This window comes from Pseudomonas sp. Q1 (assembly GCF_009935975.1).
GTDB classification, from domain to species: Bacteria; Pseudomonadota; Gammaproteobacteria; order Pseudomonadales; family Pseudomonadaceae; genus Aquipseudomonas; species Aquipseudomonas palleroniana.
On record NZ_QODI01000015.1, the window covers coordinates 58,192 to 74,890 of the forward strand.

The following is a 16,699-nucleotide window of genomic DNA, read 5'->3' on the forward strand; positions in this document are numbered from 1 at the left end:
ATGGATACTTTCGGCTATTTGGGCCAGGGCTTCGGCGTTGCACTGAGCCCCTACAACCTGGTGACCGCGCTGTGCGGCACCTTGATCGGCACCGTGGTCGGCCTGTTGCCGGGCCTGGGGCCCATCAACGGCGTGGCGCTGTTGATCCCCATCGCCTTCGCCCTGGGCCTGCCGCCGGAGTCGGCGTTGATCCTGCTGGCCGCCGTGTACCTGGGTTGCGAGTACGGCGGGCGTATCAGCTCGATCCTGCTGAACATCCCCGGCGAAGCCTCCACCGTGATGACCACCCTCGACGGTTACCCGATGGCCCGCAAAGGCCTGGCCGGTGTGGCGCTGTCGTTGTCCGCCTGGAGTTCGTTCATCGGTGCGTTCATCGCCACCTGCGGCATGGTGTTGTTCGCGCCGCTGCTGGCCAAATGGGCGATTGCCTTCGGCCCGGCGGAATATTTCGTCCTGATGGTGTTCGCGATTGTCTGCCTCGGCGGCATGGCCGGTGACAAGCCGTTGAAAACCTTTGTCGCCGCGCTGATCGGCCTGTTCCTCTCGGCGGTCGGCATCGACGCCAACAGCGGCGTGTACCGTTTTACCGGCGACAATATCCACCTCACCGACGGCATCCAGTTCGTGGTGCTGGTGCTGGGCCTGTTCTCCATCAGCGAGATCCTCTTGTTGCTGGAAAAAACCCATCGGGGCCAGGAAGCGGTCAAAGCCACCGGACGCATGCTGTTCAACTTGAAGGAAGCGGGCGCAGTATTTGTGGTGAATATCCGTTGCGGCTTGCTCGGTTTCATCATGGGCGTGCTGCCCGGCGCCGGGGCCACCCTGGCCTCAGCCGTTGCCTACATGACCGAAAAACGCATGGCCGGCGCCGACGGCAAATTCGGCCAAGGTGACATGCGCGGCCTCGCGGCCCCGGAAACCGCGATCGGCGCGTCCGCCTGCGGCGCGCTGGTCCCGATGCTGACCCTGGGCGTTCCCGGTTCGGGCACCACGGCGGTGATGATCGGCGCCCTCTCGCTGTACAACATCACCCCTGGCCCGCTGCTGTTCCAACAACAACCCGACATCGTCTGGGGCCTGATCGCGTCGTTGTTTATCGCCAATATCATGCTGGTGATCCTCAACATCCCGATGATCCGCATCTTCACGCGCATCCTCGCCGTACCGAACTGGGCGCTGGTGCCGGTGATCGCCATCATCACCGCGATCGGGGTGTACGCCGTGCACGCCACCACCTTCGACCTGTTCCTGATGATCGGCATCGGTATCTTCGGCTACATCCTGCGCAAGCTCGACTTCCCGCTGTCGCCGGTGCTGCTGGGCTTTATCCTCGGCGGCCTGATGGAGCAGAACCTGCGCCGTGCGCTGTCGATTTCCAACGGCGCGCTGGACATCCTCTGGTCGAGCCCGATCACCTTCGGTGTGTGGGTGTTGACGGTGCTGATGCTGGCCTTCCCGCTGGTGCGTATCTACCGCAAACGTGCCCTGCAGCGTCGTGCCGTGGCCGATGTCTGAGGCCACCTTTAAACATTGGTGGGGCACACCGCTGGTCGGCCTGGCCGGCGGTTACCTGGCCAGCCTCGTCGGCTGGCCTTTGCCGTATATGGTCGGCTCGTTGCTGGCGATCATCCTGGTGCGCTGCCTGACTCCCTGGCAATTGGCCGAGATCCCCGGCGGGCGCAAATGCGGCCAATGGGTGGTCGGCATCGGTATCGGCCTGCACTTCACCCCCGTGGTGATCGAACAGGTGATGAGCCACTTCGGGCTGATCTTCTTCGGTGCGCTGGTCACCAGCCTGTCGAGCGTGGTGGGTGTGTGGTTGATGCGCCGTAGCGGCGAAGACCGCGCCACCGCGTTTTTCTCGAGCATGCCGGGCGGCTCCGGCGAGATGGTCAACCTCGGTTCACGCAACGGTGCGGTGCTCAGCCGGGTCGCGGCGGGGCAAAGTTTGCGGGTGCTGGTGGTGGTGCTGTGTGTACCGGCGATCTTCAAGTACGTGCTGGAAGGCGGCACGCCACAGTTTCATCCGGCGCCGGTGAGTTGGCCTTGGCTGCTGGCGTTGTTTCCTGTCGGCGCGCTGATGGCCTGGGGCTGGCAGCGTTTGCGCCAGCCGAACCCCTGGCTGTTCGGGCCGTTGCTGGTGAGCGCCACCGCCAGTGTCGTGTGGGACTTGCATATCGGCCTGCCCGACGGCGGCAGCCAGATCGGCCAATGGCTGATCGGCAGCGGCCTGGGCTGCCACTTCAACCGGCAGTTCTTCCGCCGCGCGCCCTCGTTCATCGGGCGCACCTTGATCGGCACGGCCTTGACCATGGCATTGGCGACTGTCGCCGCAGTGGGTTTGAGTGCATTGACCGGCCTTGACCTGCGCTCACTGACCTTGGGCATGATGCCCGGCGGCATCGCCGAAATGAGCCTCACCGCCGAGACCCTGCAACTGTCGGTGCCCCTGGTGACAGCGATGCAGGTGATGCGGTTGTTGTTTGTGTTGTTTCTGGCGGAGCCGTTGTTCAGGCGGTGGGATCGCCATCCCTGACCGACCACAGCCATTCGTCGGAACTGTCAATTCTCACAGCTAGCCATACTGATGTGCCGTCGTTTCAATCAACCCAACCACCTAATCCATCAAAGGAAAGGTTATGAAACGCACCGTGCACCTCACTCAGCAGCAAAACGACGACGTGGAGCCTGAAGGCATTGTCGACGTAATACACCTTACAGACACACCAAGCCGCCTATTGGTCAACCAGGACGGAACACGCCTATATGTTGCCAGCACTAACGGTGAGTCCGTAACGATCATCGATACTGCGAGCAATGCCATCATCCACACGGTTGAAGGTCACGGAGCTCCACTCTGGCTGGTCCTGCACCCGACACGCCCGTGGCTCTATATCAGCTATGCGAATCGCCCCGGCAATCCTGTCATCGTGGTGATCAGTGTCACTACCTTTGATGTACTCGACACGTTGAGCGGCTTTATCTCCATCAACGGCATTGCAATTAACTCGAGTGGGTTGCGGCTTTATGCACCAGACAGAGCCGGCGAGCTGGATATCATTGAAATCAGCAATCCTCAGCAACGCATCAAACTGAGATTCGACGCTGCGCCCGACATCGTCACAATCGCACCTGGGAATGCACGAGCCCACTTGGCCAACGGGTTCGCGAGTTGGTTCACGGTCCATCTGGGGACCAATCGTTTGGTGAGTACGGTCAATACCCAAGTTCCCGGCCAGCCTTCCACTATCGCTCATGCTACTCACATCGCCCGCATCTATATCCTTTACCCGACCGCCAACCAGATTTACATAGGCGACACCACCACTAGCAGACAAAGCCGAATCCTGAGCAACCTGCTGCAACCATGGGATATCACGTTCAATAGCATGCGTGGGCTGGCCTACGTCACGGAAACCCAAGGCCACCGGGTCAGTATCCTCAATACCACCAGCGAAAGCGTCATCGGCACCTTTGAGGGGTTCAACAGGCCCATGGGGATTTGCAGCACCAGTGATGGTCGTATGGCCTATGTCGCCAACAGCGGCGACAACACTATTGCTCGAGTAAGACTTTAAGTCTGGGCCGCTCCGGGTTCAGATAGGAGGCAACCGCCAATCAATCGGCGTCTCGCCATTCTGCTCAAGAAACTTGTTGGCACGGCTGAAGTGCCCACACCCCAGGAACCCGCGATACGCCGACAACGGCGAGGGATGCACCGAGGTCAGCACCAGGTGCTTGGTGGCATCGATCAGCTTCTGCTTGCTCTGGGCATGCGCGCCCCAAAGCAGGAACACCAGGTGCGGTTGGTGCTGGCTGACCACTTCGATAATCCGATCGGTAAAGAACTGCCAGCCCTTGCCGGCATGGGCGTTGGCATTGGCGCGCTCGACGGTCATGGTGGTGTTGAGCAGTAGCACGCCCTGGTCGGCCCAACTTTGCAGGCAGCCGTGGTTGGGGATGTCGATGTTCAGGTCGCGCTTGAGCTCTTTATAGATATTGACCAGCGACGGCGGCGTCGGCACGCCCGGTTGTACCGAGAAGCACAAGCCATGGGCCTGGCCGGGGCCGTGGTACGGGTCTTGGCCCAGGATCACCACCTTGACCTGGTCCAGCGGCGTGGAATTGAGCGCATTGAAAATCAGCGGGCCGGGCGGGTAGATCTCTTTGCCGGCCGCATGTTCCTGGCGCAGGAACTCGCGCAACTGGGCCATGTAGGGCTGTTCGAATTCGTCGCGCAGGGCGTGTTTCCAGCTGGGTTCGAGTTTGATACGGTCGCCGTCGGTCATCGTGCACGTGTCTTGTCAAAAGAATGAAGCGAACCCTAGGAAAGCCCACTCCGCTTGTCAATTGATCTGACACACCACCGGCACTTTCCTACCCAGCGATCATACTTATCTTTCAACCTATCGATTGAGGTCACGATGAACCTGCACTTCGAAGAGCTGACTGGCAGCGACGGTGCTCGCCTGGGCATCGCCAGCCTGGACGCGGAAAAATCCCTCAACGCCCTGTCCTTGCCCATGATCCTGGCCCTGAGCGAACGCCTGGAGGCGTGGGCCAAAGACCCGCATATCGTCTGCGTGCTGCTGCGCGGCAACGGCGCCAAAGCCTTTTGCGCCGGTGGCGAAGTACGCAGCCTGGCCCAAGCCTGTCGTGAACAGCCCGGCACGGTGCCCGGCCTGGCGGCGCAGTTTTTTGCCGCCGAATATCGTCTCGACTATCGCCTGCACACCTATCCCAAGCCACTGATCTGTTGGGGCCACGGTTACGTGCTCGGCGGCGGCATGGGGTTGCTGCAAAGCGCGGCGGTGCGCATCGTGACGCCCAGCAGCCGCCTGGGCATGCCCGAAATCAGCATCGGCCTGTACCCGGACGTGGGCGCCGGCTGGTTTCTCTCGCGCTTGCCCGGCAAGTTGGGTGTGTTCCTCGGCCTTACCGGCGCGCCGATCAACGCTCGAGATGCCCTGGATCTGGGCCTGGCCGACCGTTTCCTGCGCGATGACCAACAAGAGGCGCTGATCGAGGGCCTGCTGCGCCTGAACTGGCAGGAGCAGACCGCGAAACAGCTCAACAGCTTGCTCAAGGCCCTGAGCCAGGAAGCGCTTGGCCAGCAGCCCGAGGCACAATGGCTACCGCGTCGTGCGCAGATCGACGAGTGGCTGGACGTGGGTGACGTACGTTGTGCCTGGCACGCCTTGAGCCTGCTGCGCGAGCACACCGACCCGCTGTTGAGCCGCGCCGGCAAAACCCTCAGCGACGGTTGCCCGCTGACCGCGCATCTGCTGTGGGAGCATCTGCGGCGCGCCCGTCATCTGTCGTTGGCCCAGGTATTTCAGGTGGAGTACACCTTGAGCCTCAATTGCTGCCGTCACCCCGAGTTTGCCGAAGGCGTACGCGCACGTTTGATCGACAAGGACCAGGCGCCCCACTGGCACTGGCCGGATATCGACACGATCCCGGACGCGGTAGTCCAGGCGCATTTCAACAAAGCCTGGGAAGGTCGCCACCCGCTGGCGGATTTGTCCGACTACTGACAGCTCATGCCTACCGACCGTTGACCCTGAACGCGCAGTTGTCGGGCTGGCTGTCCTGACACAGAAAAACCTGTTGTTCGAAAGGAGCTTCGCCAGGCTCCCAATGCGAAGTACTGGTCAACGACATGTTGGTGACAAGGTCTCCCAGGGCCGGTCTCATGGCAACCAGGTTACCGCTGCCGCTGCGGTAGAGACATTTGTCCATGTAGCCGTCTTCCCGCTCTTGCCCGCTGCCCGGCATGAAGATTGCGCCGATAAACAGGTCGATAAAGTCACGGCTGTCGACCTTCGGGCTCTGCCACAGCAGTTGCTTGTCCACGGTTCTGAAATGCCCGTCGATGTACCGGATCGCGGAGGGATAGGGGCAGCCTTGCTCAGCCTGCACTTGGGCGATAGCGCTGAGCATCAAGATGCACAGGGCCACCTGCTGTTTGAATAGAGGGAGGTTCATTCGACGAGTCGCTCCACTGGACAAGCACAACGGCTTTCGTGCAGTGAAATATAGTTTGGCCCCAAAATATAGCTGTTAATTCTGACAGTACTTATAAACGCCAGGTATAAAAAAACGGCGCCTCATGCGCCGTTTCTTCCGCTCGTCAGCGATGCCCGCCGCGCCCGCCTCCATGATCGGAGCCGCGCCCGTGACCGCCGCCGTTACCCCAACGGCTGCCCCAGTCCTGATTTTGATAGGGTCGGTAGCCGGGCCGTGGGTAATAGCGCGGTGACGGCTGATAATACCGGGGGGCCGAGTAGTACCGCGGCGCTGAGTAATAGCGCGGTGCCGGCGCGTAGTAGCCGCGCCCGTAATAGGCAGGACCGCCGTAATAATAGGCCGGCGCAGGCGCTGTGTAGACTTCGGAGCGGTAGTAGGTGCCGCCTCCCTCGTAGTAAGGCACGCAAGCTGACAAGGTCAGGCCGAGTAAAGCAGTGAGCAGCAGTCGTCGATACATGGCGGCCTCCTGGACCGCGAGAGAGCACCTCCAGCGACGCTGGAGCGCGGCATTCAGATTTCACTGAATGACGAAACATCTGACATCAAAAACAGAATCTGGTGCGTTTTCGCAACAACTTGATACATCCCTTCTGGCTTTATCGATTCAGTAAATTTATCTGGCATGCAACTTTGCCTGTTGCGATGATGTCACTATGACACCACCAAGGGCCAGGGAGGCTCTAGCGTGCCCTCTTCGCTACCCTTTCCGGAATCGCCCATGAAAATCTCGACCAAATTGCTGCTGTCATTTCTATTGTGTGCGCTAATCACTTTTGGGGTGGGCCTTCTAGGCATCAAAGGCGTGGTTCGTCTCTCCACGGCATTGGAACTGACGTTCTCCAACAACCTGGTCTCTGTGAGTAATACAGCCGCTACCCTCAACGGCCTTATGGCCCATAACCGCGGCATGTACCGCTTGATGGACGCCAGCAAAGGCGATGTTGCCCCACAGGATCGCGAACGCGTGCGCCAGGATATCGCCCAGGAGCTCAACCGCAGCCAGGCTGCCTACGCCACCTATCGCGCAACGCCGCTGGAAGATGACGAACGGGTAGCAGGAGACAAGCTCGATCAGATGTGGCCCACCTACATCAGCAACTCCGAGCGCATCATTTCTCTGCTCGACGCCGGCCAGATCGATCAAGCCCGCACTCAGCTCAATACCACCAACAACGAACTGTTCCGTCAGGCACGCGAGCTGATCCGCATAATGGTCGAATCCAATAACCGCCAGATCAAGGAAGGCGCGATCGCTGCCGAGGAGCTGCGCAGTAGCGCCTTGACGTGGATGATCGGCGGCATTTTGCTGGCTTTCATCATCGCGATCATTGTTGGCGTGCTGATCACGCGCCTGATCACCCGCCCTATCGCCCAGGCCGTGGAAAGCGCCCAACGTATTGCTCAGGGTGATTTGACCCAGGCCATCATCACCGAACGTACCGACGAAGCGGGGCAACTGCTGATGGCGTTGTCGGGTATGCAGGGCGGCCTGAAAAGCACTCTCATGGAAATCGCCAACGCATCCGACCAGTTGGCCTCGGCGGCCGAAGAAATGAGTGCGGTCACCGATGAAAGCAGCCGTGGCCTGACGCGTCAGAATGATGAGATTCAACAAGCCGCCACCGCCGTCAACCAGATGACCGCCGCAGTGGAAGAAGTGGCCAGCAACGCAGTCTCCACCTCTGAAGTGTCGCGCCAGGCCACCACCGAGGCCGAAGATGGTCGCCAACAAGTGGAGCAGGCGGTGTCCGGCATGAACTCCATGGTGGTCGAGATCAACGGCTCCACGCAATCGGTTGCAGAGCTCGCCGGCCAGGTACGGGAAATCGGCAAGGTGATCGATGTGATCCGTGGCATTGCCGAACAGACCAACCTGCTGGCCCTTAACGCCGCCATTGAAGCCGCTCGTGCGGGTGAGCAGGGGCGTGGTTTCGCGGTGGTCGCCGATGAAGTGCGGGCGCTGGCCCACCGTACCCAGACGTCCACAGTCGACATTGAAAAGATGATTGGTGAAGTGCAGATCGGCGCCGACAATGCCGTCGCGGCGATGAACAAGAGCCTGACCTGGGCCAACAACACTCAGGCCCTGGCGCAGAACGCCGGCGAGGCCCTGCAACGGATCACCACCAGTGTGGCGAAGATCAATGAACGCAACCTGGTGATCGCTTCGGCATCCGAGGAGCAGGCCCAGGTAGCGCGCGAGGTGGACCGCAACCTGCTGAACATCCAGGATCTGTCCACCCAGACGGCCGCCGGTGCGCATCAGACCAACGCCTCCAGCCAGGACCTGTCGCGCCTGGCCACCTCGTTCAACGTACTGGTCAGCAAGTTCCAGCTCTGAGTAGCCTGGGCAGGGACGGCCCTGTATCGTACAAGGCACACCGGGAACTCTCCGGAAACTTGTCCGATCCAGCCCGAACCTGCCCATGACCACACCCACCCTTTGCCCTGCCTGCGGCGCCCGCAACAACTGCTCCCTGGCTGACCCGCGCACGGTCGACCAGGCGTGCTGGTGTTACAGCGTCACCATCGACCCGGCAGTCCTCCAGGCCCTGCCTGACGAATTGCGCAACCAGGCCTGCCTGTGCCCGCGCTGTGCTCAGGTCGATGAGCAGTTGCGTGGCAACGGGCCGACGTAATGCGGGTTGATCGTTTCCTCAGTAACCTGCCGCAGTTCAATCGCAAGCAAGTCCGCCTGCTGCTGGTTGAACGGCGGGTGTCGGTCGATGGCGTAGCGGTCAGCGACCCGCATCACGAGGTGCGGGCCTTCAGCCGCGTGTGCGTTGACAACGATGTGCTGCAGACCGGCAAACCGGCGCGCTACTTCATGCTGCACAAACCCCAGGGTTGCGTAAGCGCCACGGCCGACCCACAACACCGCACTGTGCTGGATCTACTGGATGAGCCGGACAAAGAGGAGTTGCACATTGCCGGCCGCCTGGATTTCAACACCACCGGCCTGGTGCTGATCACCAACGACGGCCAATGGTCGCGCCGCCTCACGCAACCGCAGACCAAACTGCCCAAGGTCTACCTGGTGCAGACCGAGCAGGACATTGGCCCGGAATACGCGGCGACCTTCGCTGCGGGCCTGTATTTTGCGTTTGAAGACCTCACCACCCAACCGGCCGAATTGGCACTGCTGGGCCCCAGAACCGCACGCTTGAGCATCATTGAAGGCCGTTACCATCAGGTCAAGCGCATGTTCGGGCACTTCAATAACAAGGTGATCGGCCTGCATCGCGAGCGAATGGGCCCGCTGGCGTTGGATGCAGCCCTCGAGCCGGGCCAGTATCGCGCGCTGACTGCGGATGAAATCCGACAGATATGACGACCGTTCGGCCGGTAGTGGCAAAAACCCATTTCTGTGGCTTGCGACTTCCGGGGTCAGGTGCTTGAATCACACCGTCAGCCAAAATATGACTGACGAGTCGCCTATAACCTCCAAGAAACACTTTGCCCCGCCCGCGCCTGATCCATGGGCCTTCCCGGCAAACAGCCCGCCATAACAACACCCGTCGGCCAGCCGTTATCGGACCGACATGGGCCTCCCATTCCAGGCGTATGCCTACCTGTCATAAAGCTCGTGCAGAGTGTTCTGCGCGCCCTACCCGCTTGCCAGGAGTCTTATGACATGAGGCCAGAAATCGCTGTGTTGGATATACAGGGTCAGTATCGGGTTTACACGGAGTTCTATCGCGCGGAAGCTGCTGACAAGACCATCATCCTGGTCAACGGCTCCATGGCCACCACGGCATCTTTCGCCCAAACCGTGAAAAGCCTGTACCCGCAATTCAATGTGGTTTTGTACGACCAGCCCTACGCTGGCCGCTCGAAAATCCATAACCGCCATGAGCGCATGCTGACGAAAGAAGTCGAAGGCCAGATCCTGCTGGAGCTGATCGACCACTTCGCCGCTGAGCACGTGCTGTCGTTCTCCTGGGGCGGTGCCGCCACGCTGGTCGCCCTTGCCCACCGCCCACGCCGTGTGGAAAAAGCGGTGATCAGCTCGTTTTCCCCAGTGATCAACGCCCCCATGCGTGATTACCTTGAACGAGGTGTCGATTACCTTGGCAATCTCGATCGCCACAACGTCGGCCACCTGGTCAACAGCACCATCGGCAAACACCTGCCATCGCTGTTCAAACGCTTCAACTACAAGCACGTGAGCAGCCTGGCCGAGCACGAATATGGGCAGATGCACTTTCACATCAGCCAGGTGTTGAACAGCGACCGGTTGTGCTACCTCAAGGCGGCCAAACAGATCGACATTCCGGTGCTGTTTGTGAATGGCGAATGGGACGAATACACCAGCGCCCAGGACGCCACGTTGTTCGGTCAACACGTGGCGAACAGCAGCTTCAGCACCATCCAGGCGACCGGGCACTTCCTGGACATGGAGCACAAGGCTGCATGCCGGGACACTCGGGATGCAGTGGTGGGTTTCCTCAAGCCAGAGCGTCAGGCCAGTCGATTGCGCTACCAACGGGGCCAGACGCAGCATGCCTTGGCAATTTGAAATATCGCTTACTGTGGCGAGCAAGCTTGCTTGCGCTGGGGTGCGAAGCAGCCCGACTGTTTTTATTTTAGGAGCGCGTCGCCCCCAGCGGGAGTAGCTCCCTCGCCACAGGCACGCGTGCTCCTACAGTGGATCCAGTCGTCGACTAACGTAACCCACACATTTTTGAAGAAAAACTTCAAATCCCGGCGAACATCTGGTACAAAGTCAGCCGCTCTGAGCGGGTATAGTTTAATGGTAGAACAGTAGCTTCCCAAGCTTCCGACGAGGGTTCGATTCCCTCTACCCGCTCCACTCAAATTCGCGCTCCACGTCAGGTCGTTTTTTGACGCAGGATGCCTAAAAAAACCGGCCCTTTGAGGCCGGTTTTTTTTGCCCTACGCTAGGGCCGACGGTGACAATGAAGCGTTTCTTCGCGCCATCAGCTATGTGGCTAAAGAATGACAAAGGTTAACGCTGAAGCGGGCATGGGCCGTGAGAGCCTCTACAAAGCCCTTGCTCCCGGCGCAAAACCTCGCGTTGAAAGCGTACTCAAAGCACTCCACTCCCTGGGTATCGATCTGTTTGCCCGAGCGGGACACACTGCCCATCACTCAATCATTTGAGCCGCCCCCGCTGCACCACCCACGCCAACGGCAACGTCACTAACAACACCCCTGCCAACACCATCACCGCAACCGGCACGCCCAGCGCATCCCCCACGCCACCCAACACCACCGGCGCCAGTGCTCCGCCCCCAATGGTGCCGGTATAGAACAGCGCGAACGCCTGTTCCCGCTTGCCCGCGCTCGCCAGGTCCGGCACGGCGCCGTACAACACTGAGGAGGTACCATTGAGCACCAGGCCGATCACCGGCAGCATCACCATCAACCCGGCCAGTGGCAGGTACACCGCCGCGACGATCAGCAGCGCGGTGCTGGTTTCCGTCAGCCATACGGTTTTCATCATGCCGATACGGGCGCCGAGGTAGCCACAAAAGAGCTTGCCGAACGCGCCGCCGATAAACAGCAGCGTCAATGCCAAGCCAATGCCGGCCGTACCCGCGCCTTTGGCTTGCAGCAGGAACGGCAGGAACGTGAGAAACCCCATGCGCACGGCGCTGTCGAGGGTGCCGGTGAGGATCAGTGCACGCAGGCCCGTGGCGGACCCGTTGCCGGTGAGGGGCTTCGCCTTTTGACTCGACGTGGGTAGAGAAGACTGGCCAGGGATCAACCACCACAGCAGCCCAGCCGCCAGCAGCCCCAGCAAGCCCAGCAGTGTGGCACTGGCACGCCAACTGACCACGGTCAGCAGCAGGCCGATCAGCCCCGGAATCAGGGTTTTGCCGATGTCGCCGGAGAAGTTGTACTGGGACAGCGCTTGCTTGACGCCACCGCCATCCTCATAGGCATCGGTGATCATCGAGGACGCCAGCGGGTGTTGGGCGCTGGCGCCCAGGCCGCCGAGCAGCAGCGCCAGCAGCAACAGGCCGAGGCCGGTGGCTTGCCCGACCAATAAATAAGCGGTACCTGCCAGCGCCGTACCGCCCACCAGCATCGGCATGCGCCCCCAGCGCCGGGCCGCACGGCTGGCCATGAGTTGGAACACCGCCATCGTCCCGGAATAGGCGCCGCGCAACAGGCCGATCTGGGCGTAGGACAACGCGAACTGGGTTTGCCAGATCGGCAGCAGTACATAGATGACATCAGTGAGGCCATCGTGTACCGCATGGGCGCCGCAACCGGCGATAAGCGAGCGACGGCGCGAGGATCGTTCGGTTGCAGGCAAGGCGACCATATCGTTCATGGTGTCGGGATCCGTTCAGGCGTAAGGGGCTTCCAGCCGGTCTGGGCGATCAGCAGGGTGAGGAGTTGCACACCGATAATCAGGCTCACGCAACCGGGCCAGCCCCCTTTTTCCCAGAGCAATGCAGGGACGATGGCGCCGCAACTGCCGCCCAGGTAATAACAGGTGAGGTAGGCCCCCACCGCGCCAGCCTTGTTGTCATGGGCACTGGCAACCGTGAAGGCATTGGCGGCGGTCTGCGCGAGAAATACCCCGGTGGAACTGAGGGCCAGCCCCACCACAATGCACCACAAGGGCGGCAACAGGGTCAGTGCCGAACCCGTGACGCCGAGCACGACAGCAACGCTCAGCAGCTCGGCATGGGGCCGGGCCTTGCCAAGACGGCCGGCAAGGGGAATCACCACCAGGGCCAATAGGAAGACCATGTAGAGTGCGCCTAAGGCGGCAGGCCCGAGATGGTAAGGCGCCAAGCCCAGATAGAGACCCGCGTAGGTAAACGCCGCAACCTGTGAAAACAGCACGCAAAAACCTACGGCGTAGGCCGCCAACAACGGTAGGCGAAAGACGCCCGCTGCGGTGGCTTTCACCTGCACCGCCCGTGGCCGATTGGCGGGCAATAGAAACTGGATAAACCCGCCCACCATCAAGCTCAGCACCGCCAGCCACTCAAAGGCCTCGCGCCAGCCCACATATTCTGTGATCACCCCCGTGACGAAGCGCCCGGCAAACCCGCCCAACACGGTGCCCGCCACATAGAGGCTGGTGACTTCAGTCACCGTACCGCCGCTCCAGCGATCGCCGATATACGCCACGCTGGTGGCAAACACCACCGGGATCAACATGCCTTCGACGAATCGCCACGCCAGCACTTCGGCGAAGCTGTCGGCATACGCCGTCATCAGCGCCGGCACTGCCAGCAACAACGCGGCCACAGCGATCACCGTGCGTTGTTCGAAACGCCCGGTCAGGCGGCTGACGAAAGGCGCGGTGATGGCCACAGCCAGGGTCGTCACCGTGATGCTCCACCCCGCCGCCTTGGCGCTGATCTGAAACTGCACGGCAAAGGTCTGGAGAATACTCTGGGTTGCATAGAGGTTGAGAAACGCCGCGCACCCACACAAAAACAGGGCAAGGCGGGCACAATGCAGGCGCGGTTTCATGAAACATCTCGTTTTATTTTGTCCTGCCTTTATAGAATGGGCGGCAGGATCGAGACCAATACCGATTTCCGACCGATCAATACCCAAGGACCAGGATGCTTGACCTACGCAAGCTGCGTTACTTTCTGACGGTCGCCGAAGAATTGCACTTCGGCCGCGCCGCCCTGCGCCTGCATCTGGCCCAGCCACCGCTGACCCGGCAGATCTCGGCGCTGGAAGCGGAGTTGGGTTTCAAGCTGTTCGACCGCACCAGCCGCAGGGTGACCCTCACCGCCCCGGGCCGTGCGTTTCTGCCCTATGCCCGTGGTGTGCTGGAACAGGTTGAGCTGGCCCAAGTGATCGCCGGCAAATTGGCCGCCGGCACCGCCGGGCAGTTGGCATTGGGCTATGTCAGCTCAATCGCTTTGTCGGATCTGTTCAGCCAGACGATCCAGGCGTTCGCCCAGCGTTTTCCCGACGTGCAACTGACCTTGGTGGAGTGCGCCTCCGGTAGTCTGGGCGCGCAGGTGGCGGATGGGCGGCTGGATATCGGGCTGAGTCGCCTGCAGCCACAGGCCCCAGACGTCCAAGCCCGGTCATTGGGCGAAGAACGATTGGTGGCGGCCGTCTCCAGCGACAGCTCCCTGGCGCTCCAGCCACAGGTCAGCCTGGCGCAATTGAGCGCTTACCCGTTGATCCTGTTTCCGCCGGATTATGGATCGGGGCTGAACCAGTCCATCGAGCAGCTTTACCGGCACCACGGCGTCCCCTTGCGCGCCGGCCCGACCGGACGGCAGATCACCTCGATCATTGCCCTGGTGGCAGCCGGTCAAGGCGTGGCACTGGTGCCGGAATGCACACAAAGCCTGATGAACAAAGGCGTGACGTACCGGCCGTTGGTGGAAGTGGATGCGTGTGCCCAATTGTTGGTACTGACTTCGAGTGAAACAAAAAGTGGCTTGGTTGAAGCCTTTCTCGCCGTCATCGAGGAGACCCTGCAGACCCGCGCTCGGCTTAGCTGCGACTAGGCGGCGCTGAAGGTGTGGCAACAGCAGCGCCAACGATCACTCGGAAATATCTGAATGCCACGGCGCACTCGCATGTTGATCATGTCTACTCGCCAGCCTGAAGGAAGGATCAGCGCCATGCTTGAACCCGGACAACGCACACCAACACCCATACTGCGCCAAATGGTGGGTTGGGTATTGGTATTGCCGCTATTGGTGGCCTGGGTGAAGCTGCCATTCCCGTTGGGGATGCTCCTGTCGCTCGGCTCGATTGCAGCCTCCGCCTATGGCGTTTGGCGAGCCCGGCGCTACGCCAGCCGACGTGTGACGCGACTCGCCTGGGTGGTCATTGTGCTCAATGTCATCTCATGGGTGTTGACGGCGAATGCATCGGTCCTCATGGCGCTTTATTGGGTGTCCTGGCTGTATGTTTACCCACACTATGCCCATTGGGTTTACTGGAACACCTAGACTGCCGCAGAATTCGAGCGCAAGAATCGTAGTTTTCAGTCGGGTCGAGGGACTTACAGTAGCGTCGTACCTTTTACCCTCAGGAGCCCGATCATGCCTTACGAATACAAGCTCATGCCCTCCCCCGTCGGCCAGCTCACCCTGGTGGCGCGCAATGGCAAACTCAGTGCCATCCTGTGGGAAACCGAGCGTGCCAACCGTGTACGCCTGGGTCAATTGCAGGAAGCCAATGACAGCCCGGTGCTGTTGGAGGCCGAACGCCAGTTGAAGGAATACTTCGCCGGCACCCGCAACCGTTTCGAGCTGCAACTGGACTTCACCGGCACGGATTTTCAGAAGCAGGTCTGGCAGGCGCTGCTGACCATTCCCTTTGGCGAAACCCGCAGCTACAGCCAGATTGCCCGGCAGATCGGCAACCCGAAAGCCGTGCGCGCGGTGGGTGCTGCCAACGGGCGTAATCCGATCTCGATCATCGCGCCCTGCCATCGGGTGATCGGCGCATCGGGCGGGCTGACCGGGTTCGCCGGGGGGCTTGAGGCCAAGCAATATCTGCTCGCGCTGGAAGGCGTCGGCCAGGCCGAACTGGCGTTTTGAGGCACTTGACGAAGGTGCTGTAACCGCTGGGTCATCGCATCAATTGTTAAAAGAAATTTCAGCGAAACGCCGTGGTCCATCTTTCATCACCACGATTCAAGGAACACGGCCATGAAATTTTCTGCAGTCTCCCAAACCCTGTCCCGCTGGGCAGGCAGTGCCCGGACATTTTACGCGGCGGTCGCGTTGATTTTCCTCTGGAGCCTCAGCGGCCCGTATTTTCACTACAACGACACCTGGCAACTGATCATCAACACCTCGACCACCATCATCACCTTCCTGATGGTGTTCCTGATCCAGAACACGCAAAACCGCGACAATGACATTCTGCATATCAAAATCGATGAGCTACTGCGCGTGTCCAAAGATGCGCAAAATGCGGTGTTGAGCCTGGAGGGCCTGGACCGCAAAGAGCTGGAAAAACTGCGCAAGCAGTACCGCAGCATTGGCAACACCGGCACCGTCAACCTGAACGACAGTTGTGGTGAGAATGGCGACGATACGGCGCGCGCCCATACCGATTTGAATCAGGCCTGAAAAAAACGGCGGTTGGAGAAACTCCAACCGCCGTTTTTCATTGCCGGCCAAGGCTTCAACCGTCGCCTTGATGGCCCTTGCCATAGGTCGACGCCAGCGCCCGGGCTTTCTGCAGACGCTCCTCCAACTTGGGCAGCGTCTCATCGACCAGGGCTTTTATTTCCGGTACGTCCGACGCCGCGCCTTCCTGTTTGAACAGCGCAATGGCGTCTTCATTTTCCTTGACCTGCTGCGCGGTATAAGCGGCGTCAAAGGAGTCACCATCCTTGAGTTGCGGCATCAGGGTTTCGGCTTTATCGACGATTTTCTCCCGTGGCGCCACGGGCAGGTCGAGCTTCTTGGCGATCGCCGCCAAATGCTGGTTGGCCAGGGTCCGTTCGTTGATCACCTCAATGGTGTAATCCTTGATTTCCTGGGATGAGGTCTTGGCGTGGGCCATGCGGCTGGTTTCGATATCGGCCATCCCTTTGGCCGAAGCCTGCTCGATGAATTCAGCAGGCGACTGGGCAAAAGCATTGCTGGCGCCGAGGCCCAGCAGCATCGCGAAACTGGCGGTGCGTAACCGGATAGCCATGCGGCTCATGATAGGTTCCTCCAGGGCAAAAATAGGGGCGGGG

Annotated in this window: 18 protein-coding genes, 1 tRNA gene and 1 pseudogene; 14 read left to right on the forward strand and 6 right to left on the reverse strand. The window is 60.6% G+C overall.

The window, feature by feature from the left end; all coding sequences use genetic code 11:
- The 3 genes from DK870_RS22440 to DK870_RS22450 all read left to right on the forward strand — a co-directional run bounded on the left by DK870_RS22440 (window position 1) and on the right by DK870_RS22450 (window position 3,578).
- Window positions 1-1,515 carry a tripartite tricarboxylate transporter permease gene (locus tag DK870_RS22440; protein ID WP_161549706.1) on the forward strand — a complete coding sequence of 505 codons (1,515 nt, stop codon included), beginning with the start codon at window positions 1-3 and terminating at the stop codon, window positions 1,513-1,515.
- Window positions 1,508-2,536 (forward strand): AbrB family transcriptional regulator, encoded by a 1,029-nt coding sequence (locus DK870_RS22445; protein ID WP_161549707.1) that lies wholly within the window; start codon window positions 1,508-1,510, stop codon window positions 2,534-2,536. The genes DK870_RS22440 and DK870_RS22445 overlap by 8 nt, the downstream gene beginning before the upstream one ends.
- Window positions 2,537-2,639: 103 nt before the next feature.
- Window positions 2,640-3,578 (forward strand): YncE family protein, encoded by a 939-nt coding sequence (locus DK870_RS22450; RefSeq protein ID WP_104995780.1) that lies wholly within the window; start codon window positions 2,640-2,642, stop codon window positions 3,576-3,578.
- Between the two features lie 18 nt (window positions 3,579-3,596).
- Here the strand turns inward: DK870_RS22450 and ung are convergent, their stop codons facing one another.
- Window positions 3,597-4,289: a uracil-DNA glycosylase gene (ung, locus tag DK870_RS22455; protein WP_060753725.1), complete on the reverse strand. Its 693-nt coding sequence runs from the start codon at window positions 4,287-4,289 to the stop codon at window positions 3,597-3,599.
- Window positions 4,290-4,424: 135 nt separating this feature from the next.
- On the opposite strand from ung, the gene DK870_RS22460 reads away from it, so the two are divergent.
- Window positions 4,425-5,537 (forward strand): enoyl-CoA hydratase/isomerase family protein, encoded by a 1,113-nt coding sequence (locus DK870_RS22460; RefSeq protein ID WP_161549708.1) that lies wholly within the window; start codon window positions 4,425-4,427, stop codon window positions 5,535-5,537.
- A 10-nt stretch (window positions 5,538-5,547) separates the two neighbouring features.
- Here the strand turns inward: DK870_RS22460 and DK870_RS22465 are convergent, their stop codons facing one another.
- Complete coding sequence (locus DK870_RS22465; protein WP_161549709.1) at window positions 5,548-5,988, reverse strand: DUF3757 domain-containing protein; 441 nt, start codon at window positions 5,986-5,988, stop codon at window positions 5,548-5,550.
- Window positions 5,989-6,133: 145 nt separating this feature from the next.
- Window positions 6,134-6,487 carry a hypothetical protein gene (locus DK870_RS22470; protein ID WP_090366242.1) on the reverse strand — a complete coding sequence of 118 codons (354 nt, stop codon included), beginning with the start codon at window positions 6,485-6,487 and terminating at the stop codon, window positions 6,134-6,136.
- Between the two features lie 261 nt (window positions 6,488-6,748).
- On the opposite strand from DK870_RS22470, the gene DK870_RS22475 reads away from it, so the two are divergent.
- The 6 genes and pseudogenes from DK870_RS22475 to DK870_RS29755 form a co-directional block, all read left to right on the forward strand.
- Window positions 6,749-8,371 (forward strand): methyl-accepting chemotaxis protein, encoded by a 1,623-nt coding sequence (locus DK870_RS22475; protein ID WP_161549710.1) that lies wholly within the window; start codon window positions 6,749-6,751, stop codon window positions 8,369-8,371.
- A gap of 85 nt (window positions 8,372-8,456) precedes the next feature.
- Entirely contained in the window at window positions 8,457-8,669 is a 213-nt protein-coding gene (locus DK870_RS22480) for a cysteine-rich CWC family protein (RefSeq protein WP_161549711.1), read from the forward strand.
- Window positions 8,669-9,361: a pseudouridine synthase gene (locus tag DK870_RS22485; protein WP_161549712.1), complete on the forward strand. Its 693-nt coding sequence runs from the start codon at window positions 8,669-8,671 to the stop codon at window positions 9,359-9,361. Before DK870_RS22480 ends, DK870_RS22485 begins: the two co-directional genes overlap by 1 nt.
- A gap of 303 nt (window positions 9,362-9,664) precedes the next feature.
- Complete coding sequence (locus DK870_RS22490; protein WP_104995776.1) at window positions 9,665-10,549, forward strand: alpha/beta fold hydrolase; 885 nt, start codon at window positions 9,665-9,667, stop codon at window positions 10,547-10,549.
- Between the two features lie 220 nt (window positions 10,550-10,769).
- Window positions 10,770-10,843, forward strand: a tRNA-Gly gene (locus tag DK870_RS22495).
- Window positions 10,844-10,918: 75 nt separating this feature from the next.
- Window positions 10,919-11,154 (forward strand): annotated as a pseudogene (locus DK870_RS29755) (addiction module antidote protein); the annotation flags it as partial.
- Here the strand turns inward: DK870_RS29755 and DK870_RS22500 are convergent.
- Entirely contained in the window at window positions 11,147-12,334 is a 1,188-nt protein-coding gene (locus DK870_RS22500) for an MFS transporter (RefSeq protein ID WP_161549713.1), read from the reverse strand. The pseudogene DK870_RS29755 and the gene DK870_RS22500 overlap by 8 nt on opposite strands.
- A complete protein-coding gene (locus DK870_RS22505) occupies window positions 12,331-13,494 on the reverse strand; it encodes an MFS transporter (protein WP_161549714.1) in 1,164 nt (387 codons plus the stop codon). The genes DK870_RS22500 and DK870_RS22505 overlap by 4 nt, the downstream gene beginning before the upstream one ends.
- 95 nt (window positions 13,495-13,589) lie before the next feature.
- Between DK870_RS22505 and DK870_RS22510 the strand changes: the two genes are divergently transcribed.
- The 4 genes from DK870_RS22510 (at window position 13,590) to DK870_RS22525 (ending at window position 16,082) form a co-directional block, all read left to right on the forward strand.
- Window positions 13,590-14,501, forward strand: a complete 912-nt coding sequence (locus tag DK870_RS22510) for a LysR family transcriptional regulator (protein WP_161549715.1) — start codon at window positions 13,590-13,592, stop codon at window positions 14,499-14,501.
- A 117-nt stretch (window positions 14,502-14,618) separates the two neighbouring features.
- A complete protein-coding gene (locus tag DK870_RS22515) occupies window positions 14,619-14,951 on the forward strand; it encodes a hypothetical protein (RefSeq protein ID WP_060753735.1) in 333 nt (110 codons plus the stop codon).
- 93 nt (window positions 14,952-15,044) lie between these two features.
- Window positions 15,045-15,545: a methylated-DNA--[protein]-cysteine S-methyltransferase gene (locus tag DK870_RS22520; protein WP_161549716.1), complete on the forward strand. Its 501-nt coding sequence runs from the start codon at window positions 15,045-15,047 to the stop codon at window positions 15,543-15,545.
- Between the two features lie 111 nt (window positions 15,546-15,656).
- Window positions 15,657-16,082, forward strand: coding sequence for a low affinity iron permease family protein (locus DK870_RS22525; RefSeq protein WP_060753737.1), 426 nt, complete (start codon window positions 15,657-15,659; stop codon window positions 16,080-16,082).
- A 55-nt stretch (window positions 16,083-16,137) separates the two neighbouring features.
- Here the strand turns inward: DK870_RS22525 and DK870_RS22530 are convergent, their stop codons facing one another.
- Complete coding sequence (locus DK870_RS22530; protein WP_090366255.1) at window positions 16,138-16,665, reverse strand: DUF4142 domain-containing protein; 528 nt, start codon at window positions 16,663-16,665, stop codon at window positions 16,138-16,140.
- Window positions 16,666-16,699: the final 34 nt, after the last annotated feature.

What these genes read in the sequence shown, in the direction of transcription:
- DK870_RS22440 (WP_161549706.1), top strand. Translation starts at nt 1, where the DNA reads ATGGATACTTTCGGCTATTTGGGCCAGGGCTTCGGCGTTGCACTGAGC.
- DK870_RS22445 (WP_161549707.1), top strand. Translation starts at nt 1,508, where the DNA reads ATGTCTGAGGCCACCTTTAAACATTGGTGGGGCACACCGCTGGTCGGC.
- DK870_RS22450 (WP_104995780.1), top strand. Translation starts at nt 2,640, where the DNA reads ATGAAACGCACCGTGCACCTCACTCAGCAGCAAAACGACGACGTGGAG.
- ung (WP_060753725.1), bottom strand. Translation starts at nt 4,289, where the DNA reads ATGACCGACGGCGACCGTATCAAACTCGAACCCAGCTGGAAACACGCC.
- DK870_RS22460 (WP_161549708.1), top strand. Translation starts at nt 4,425, where the DNA reads ATGAACCTGCACTTCGAAGAGCTGACTGGCAGCGACGGTGCTCGCCTG.
- DK870_RS22465 (WP_161549709.1), bottom strand. Translation starts at nt 5,988, where the DNA reads ATGAACCTCCCTCTATTCAAACAGCAGGTGGCCCTGTGCATCTTGATG.
- DK870_RS22470 (WP_090366242.1), bottom strand. Translation starts at nt 6,487, where the DNA reads ATGTATCGACGACTGCTGCTCACTGCTTTACTCGGCCTGACCTTGTCA.
- DK870_RS22475 (WP_161549710.1), top strand. Translation starts at nt 6,749, where the DNA reads ATGAAAATCTCGACCAAATTGCTGCTGTCATTTCTATTGTGTGCGCTA.
- DK870_RS22480 (WP_161549711.1), top strand. Translation starts at nt 8,457, where the DNA reads ATGACCACACCCACCCTTTGCCCTGCCTGCGGCGCCCGCAACAACTGC.
- DK870_RS22485 (WP_161549712.1), top strand. Translation starts at nt 8,669, where the DNA reads ATGCGGGTTGATCGTTTCCTCAGTAACCTGCCGCAGTTCAATCGCAAG.
- DK870_RS22490 (WP_104995776.1), top strand. Translation starts at nt 9,665, where the DNA reads ATGAGGCCAGAAATCGCTGTGTTGGATATACAGGGTCAGTATCGGGTT.
- DK870_RS22500 (WP_161549713.1), bottom strand. Translation starts at nt 12,334, where the DNA reads ATGAACGATATGGTCGCCTTGCCTGCAACCGAACGATCCTCGCGCCGT.
- DK870_RS22505 (WP_161549714.1), bottom strand. Translation starts at nt 13,494, where the DNA reads ATGAAACCGCGCCTGCATTGTGCCCGCCTTGCCCTGTTTTTGTGTGGG.
- DK870_RS22510 (WP_161549715.1), top strand. Translation starts at nt 13,590, where the DNA reads ATGCTTGACCTACGCAAGCTGCGTTACTTTCTGACGGTCGCCGAAGAA.
- DK870_RS22515 (WP_060753735.1), top strand. Translation starts at nt 14,619, where the DNA reads ATGCTTGAACCCGGACAACGCACACCAACACCCATACTGCGCCAAATG.
- DK870_RS22520 (WP_161549716.1), top strand. Translation starts at nt 15,045, where the DNA reads ATGCCTTACGAATACAAGCTCATGCCCTCCCCCGTCGGCCAGCTCACC.
- DK870_RS22525 (WP_060753737.1), top strand. Translation starts at nt 15,657, where the DNA reads ATGAAATTTTCTGCAGTCTCCCAAACCCTGTCCCGCTGGGCAGGCAGT.
- DK870_RS22530 (WP_090366255.1), bottom strand. Translation starts at nt 16,665, where the DNA reads ATGAGCCGCATGGCTATCCGGTTACGCACCGCCAGTTTCGCGATGCTG.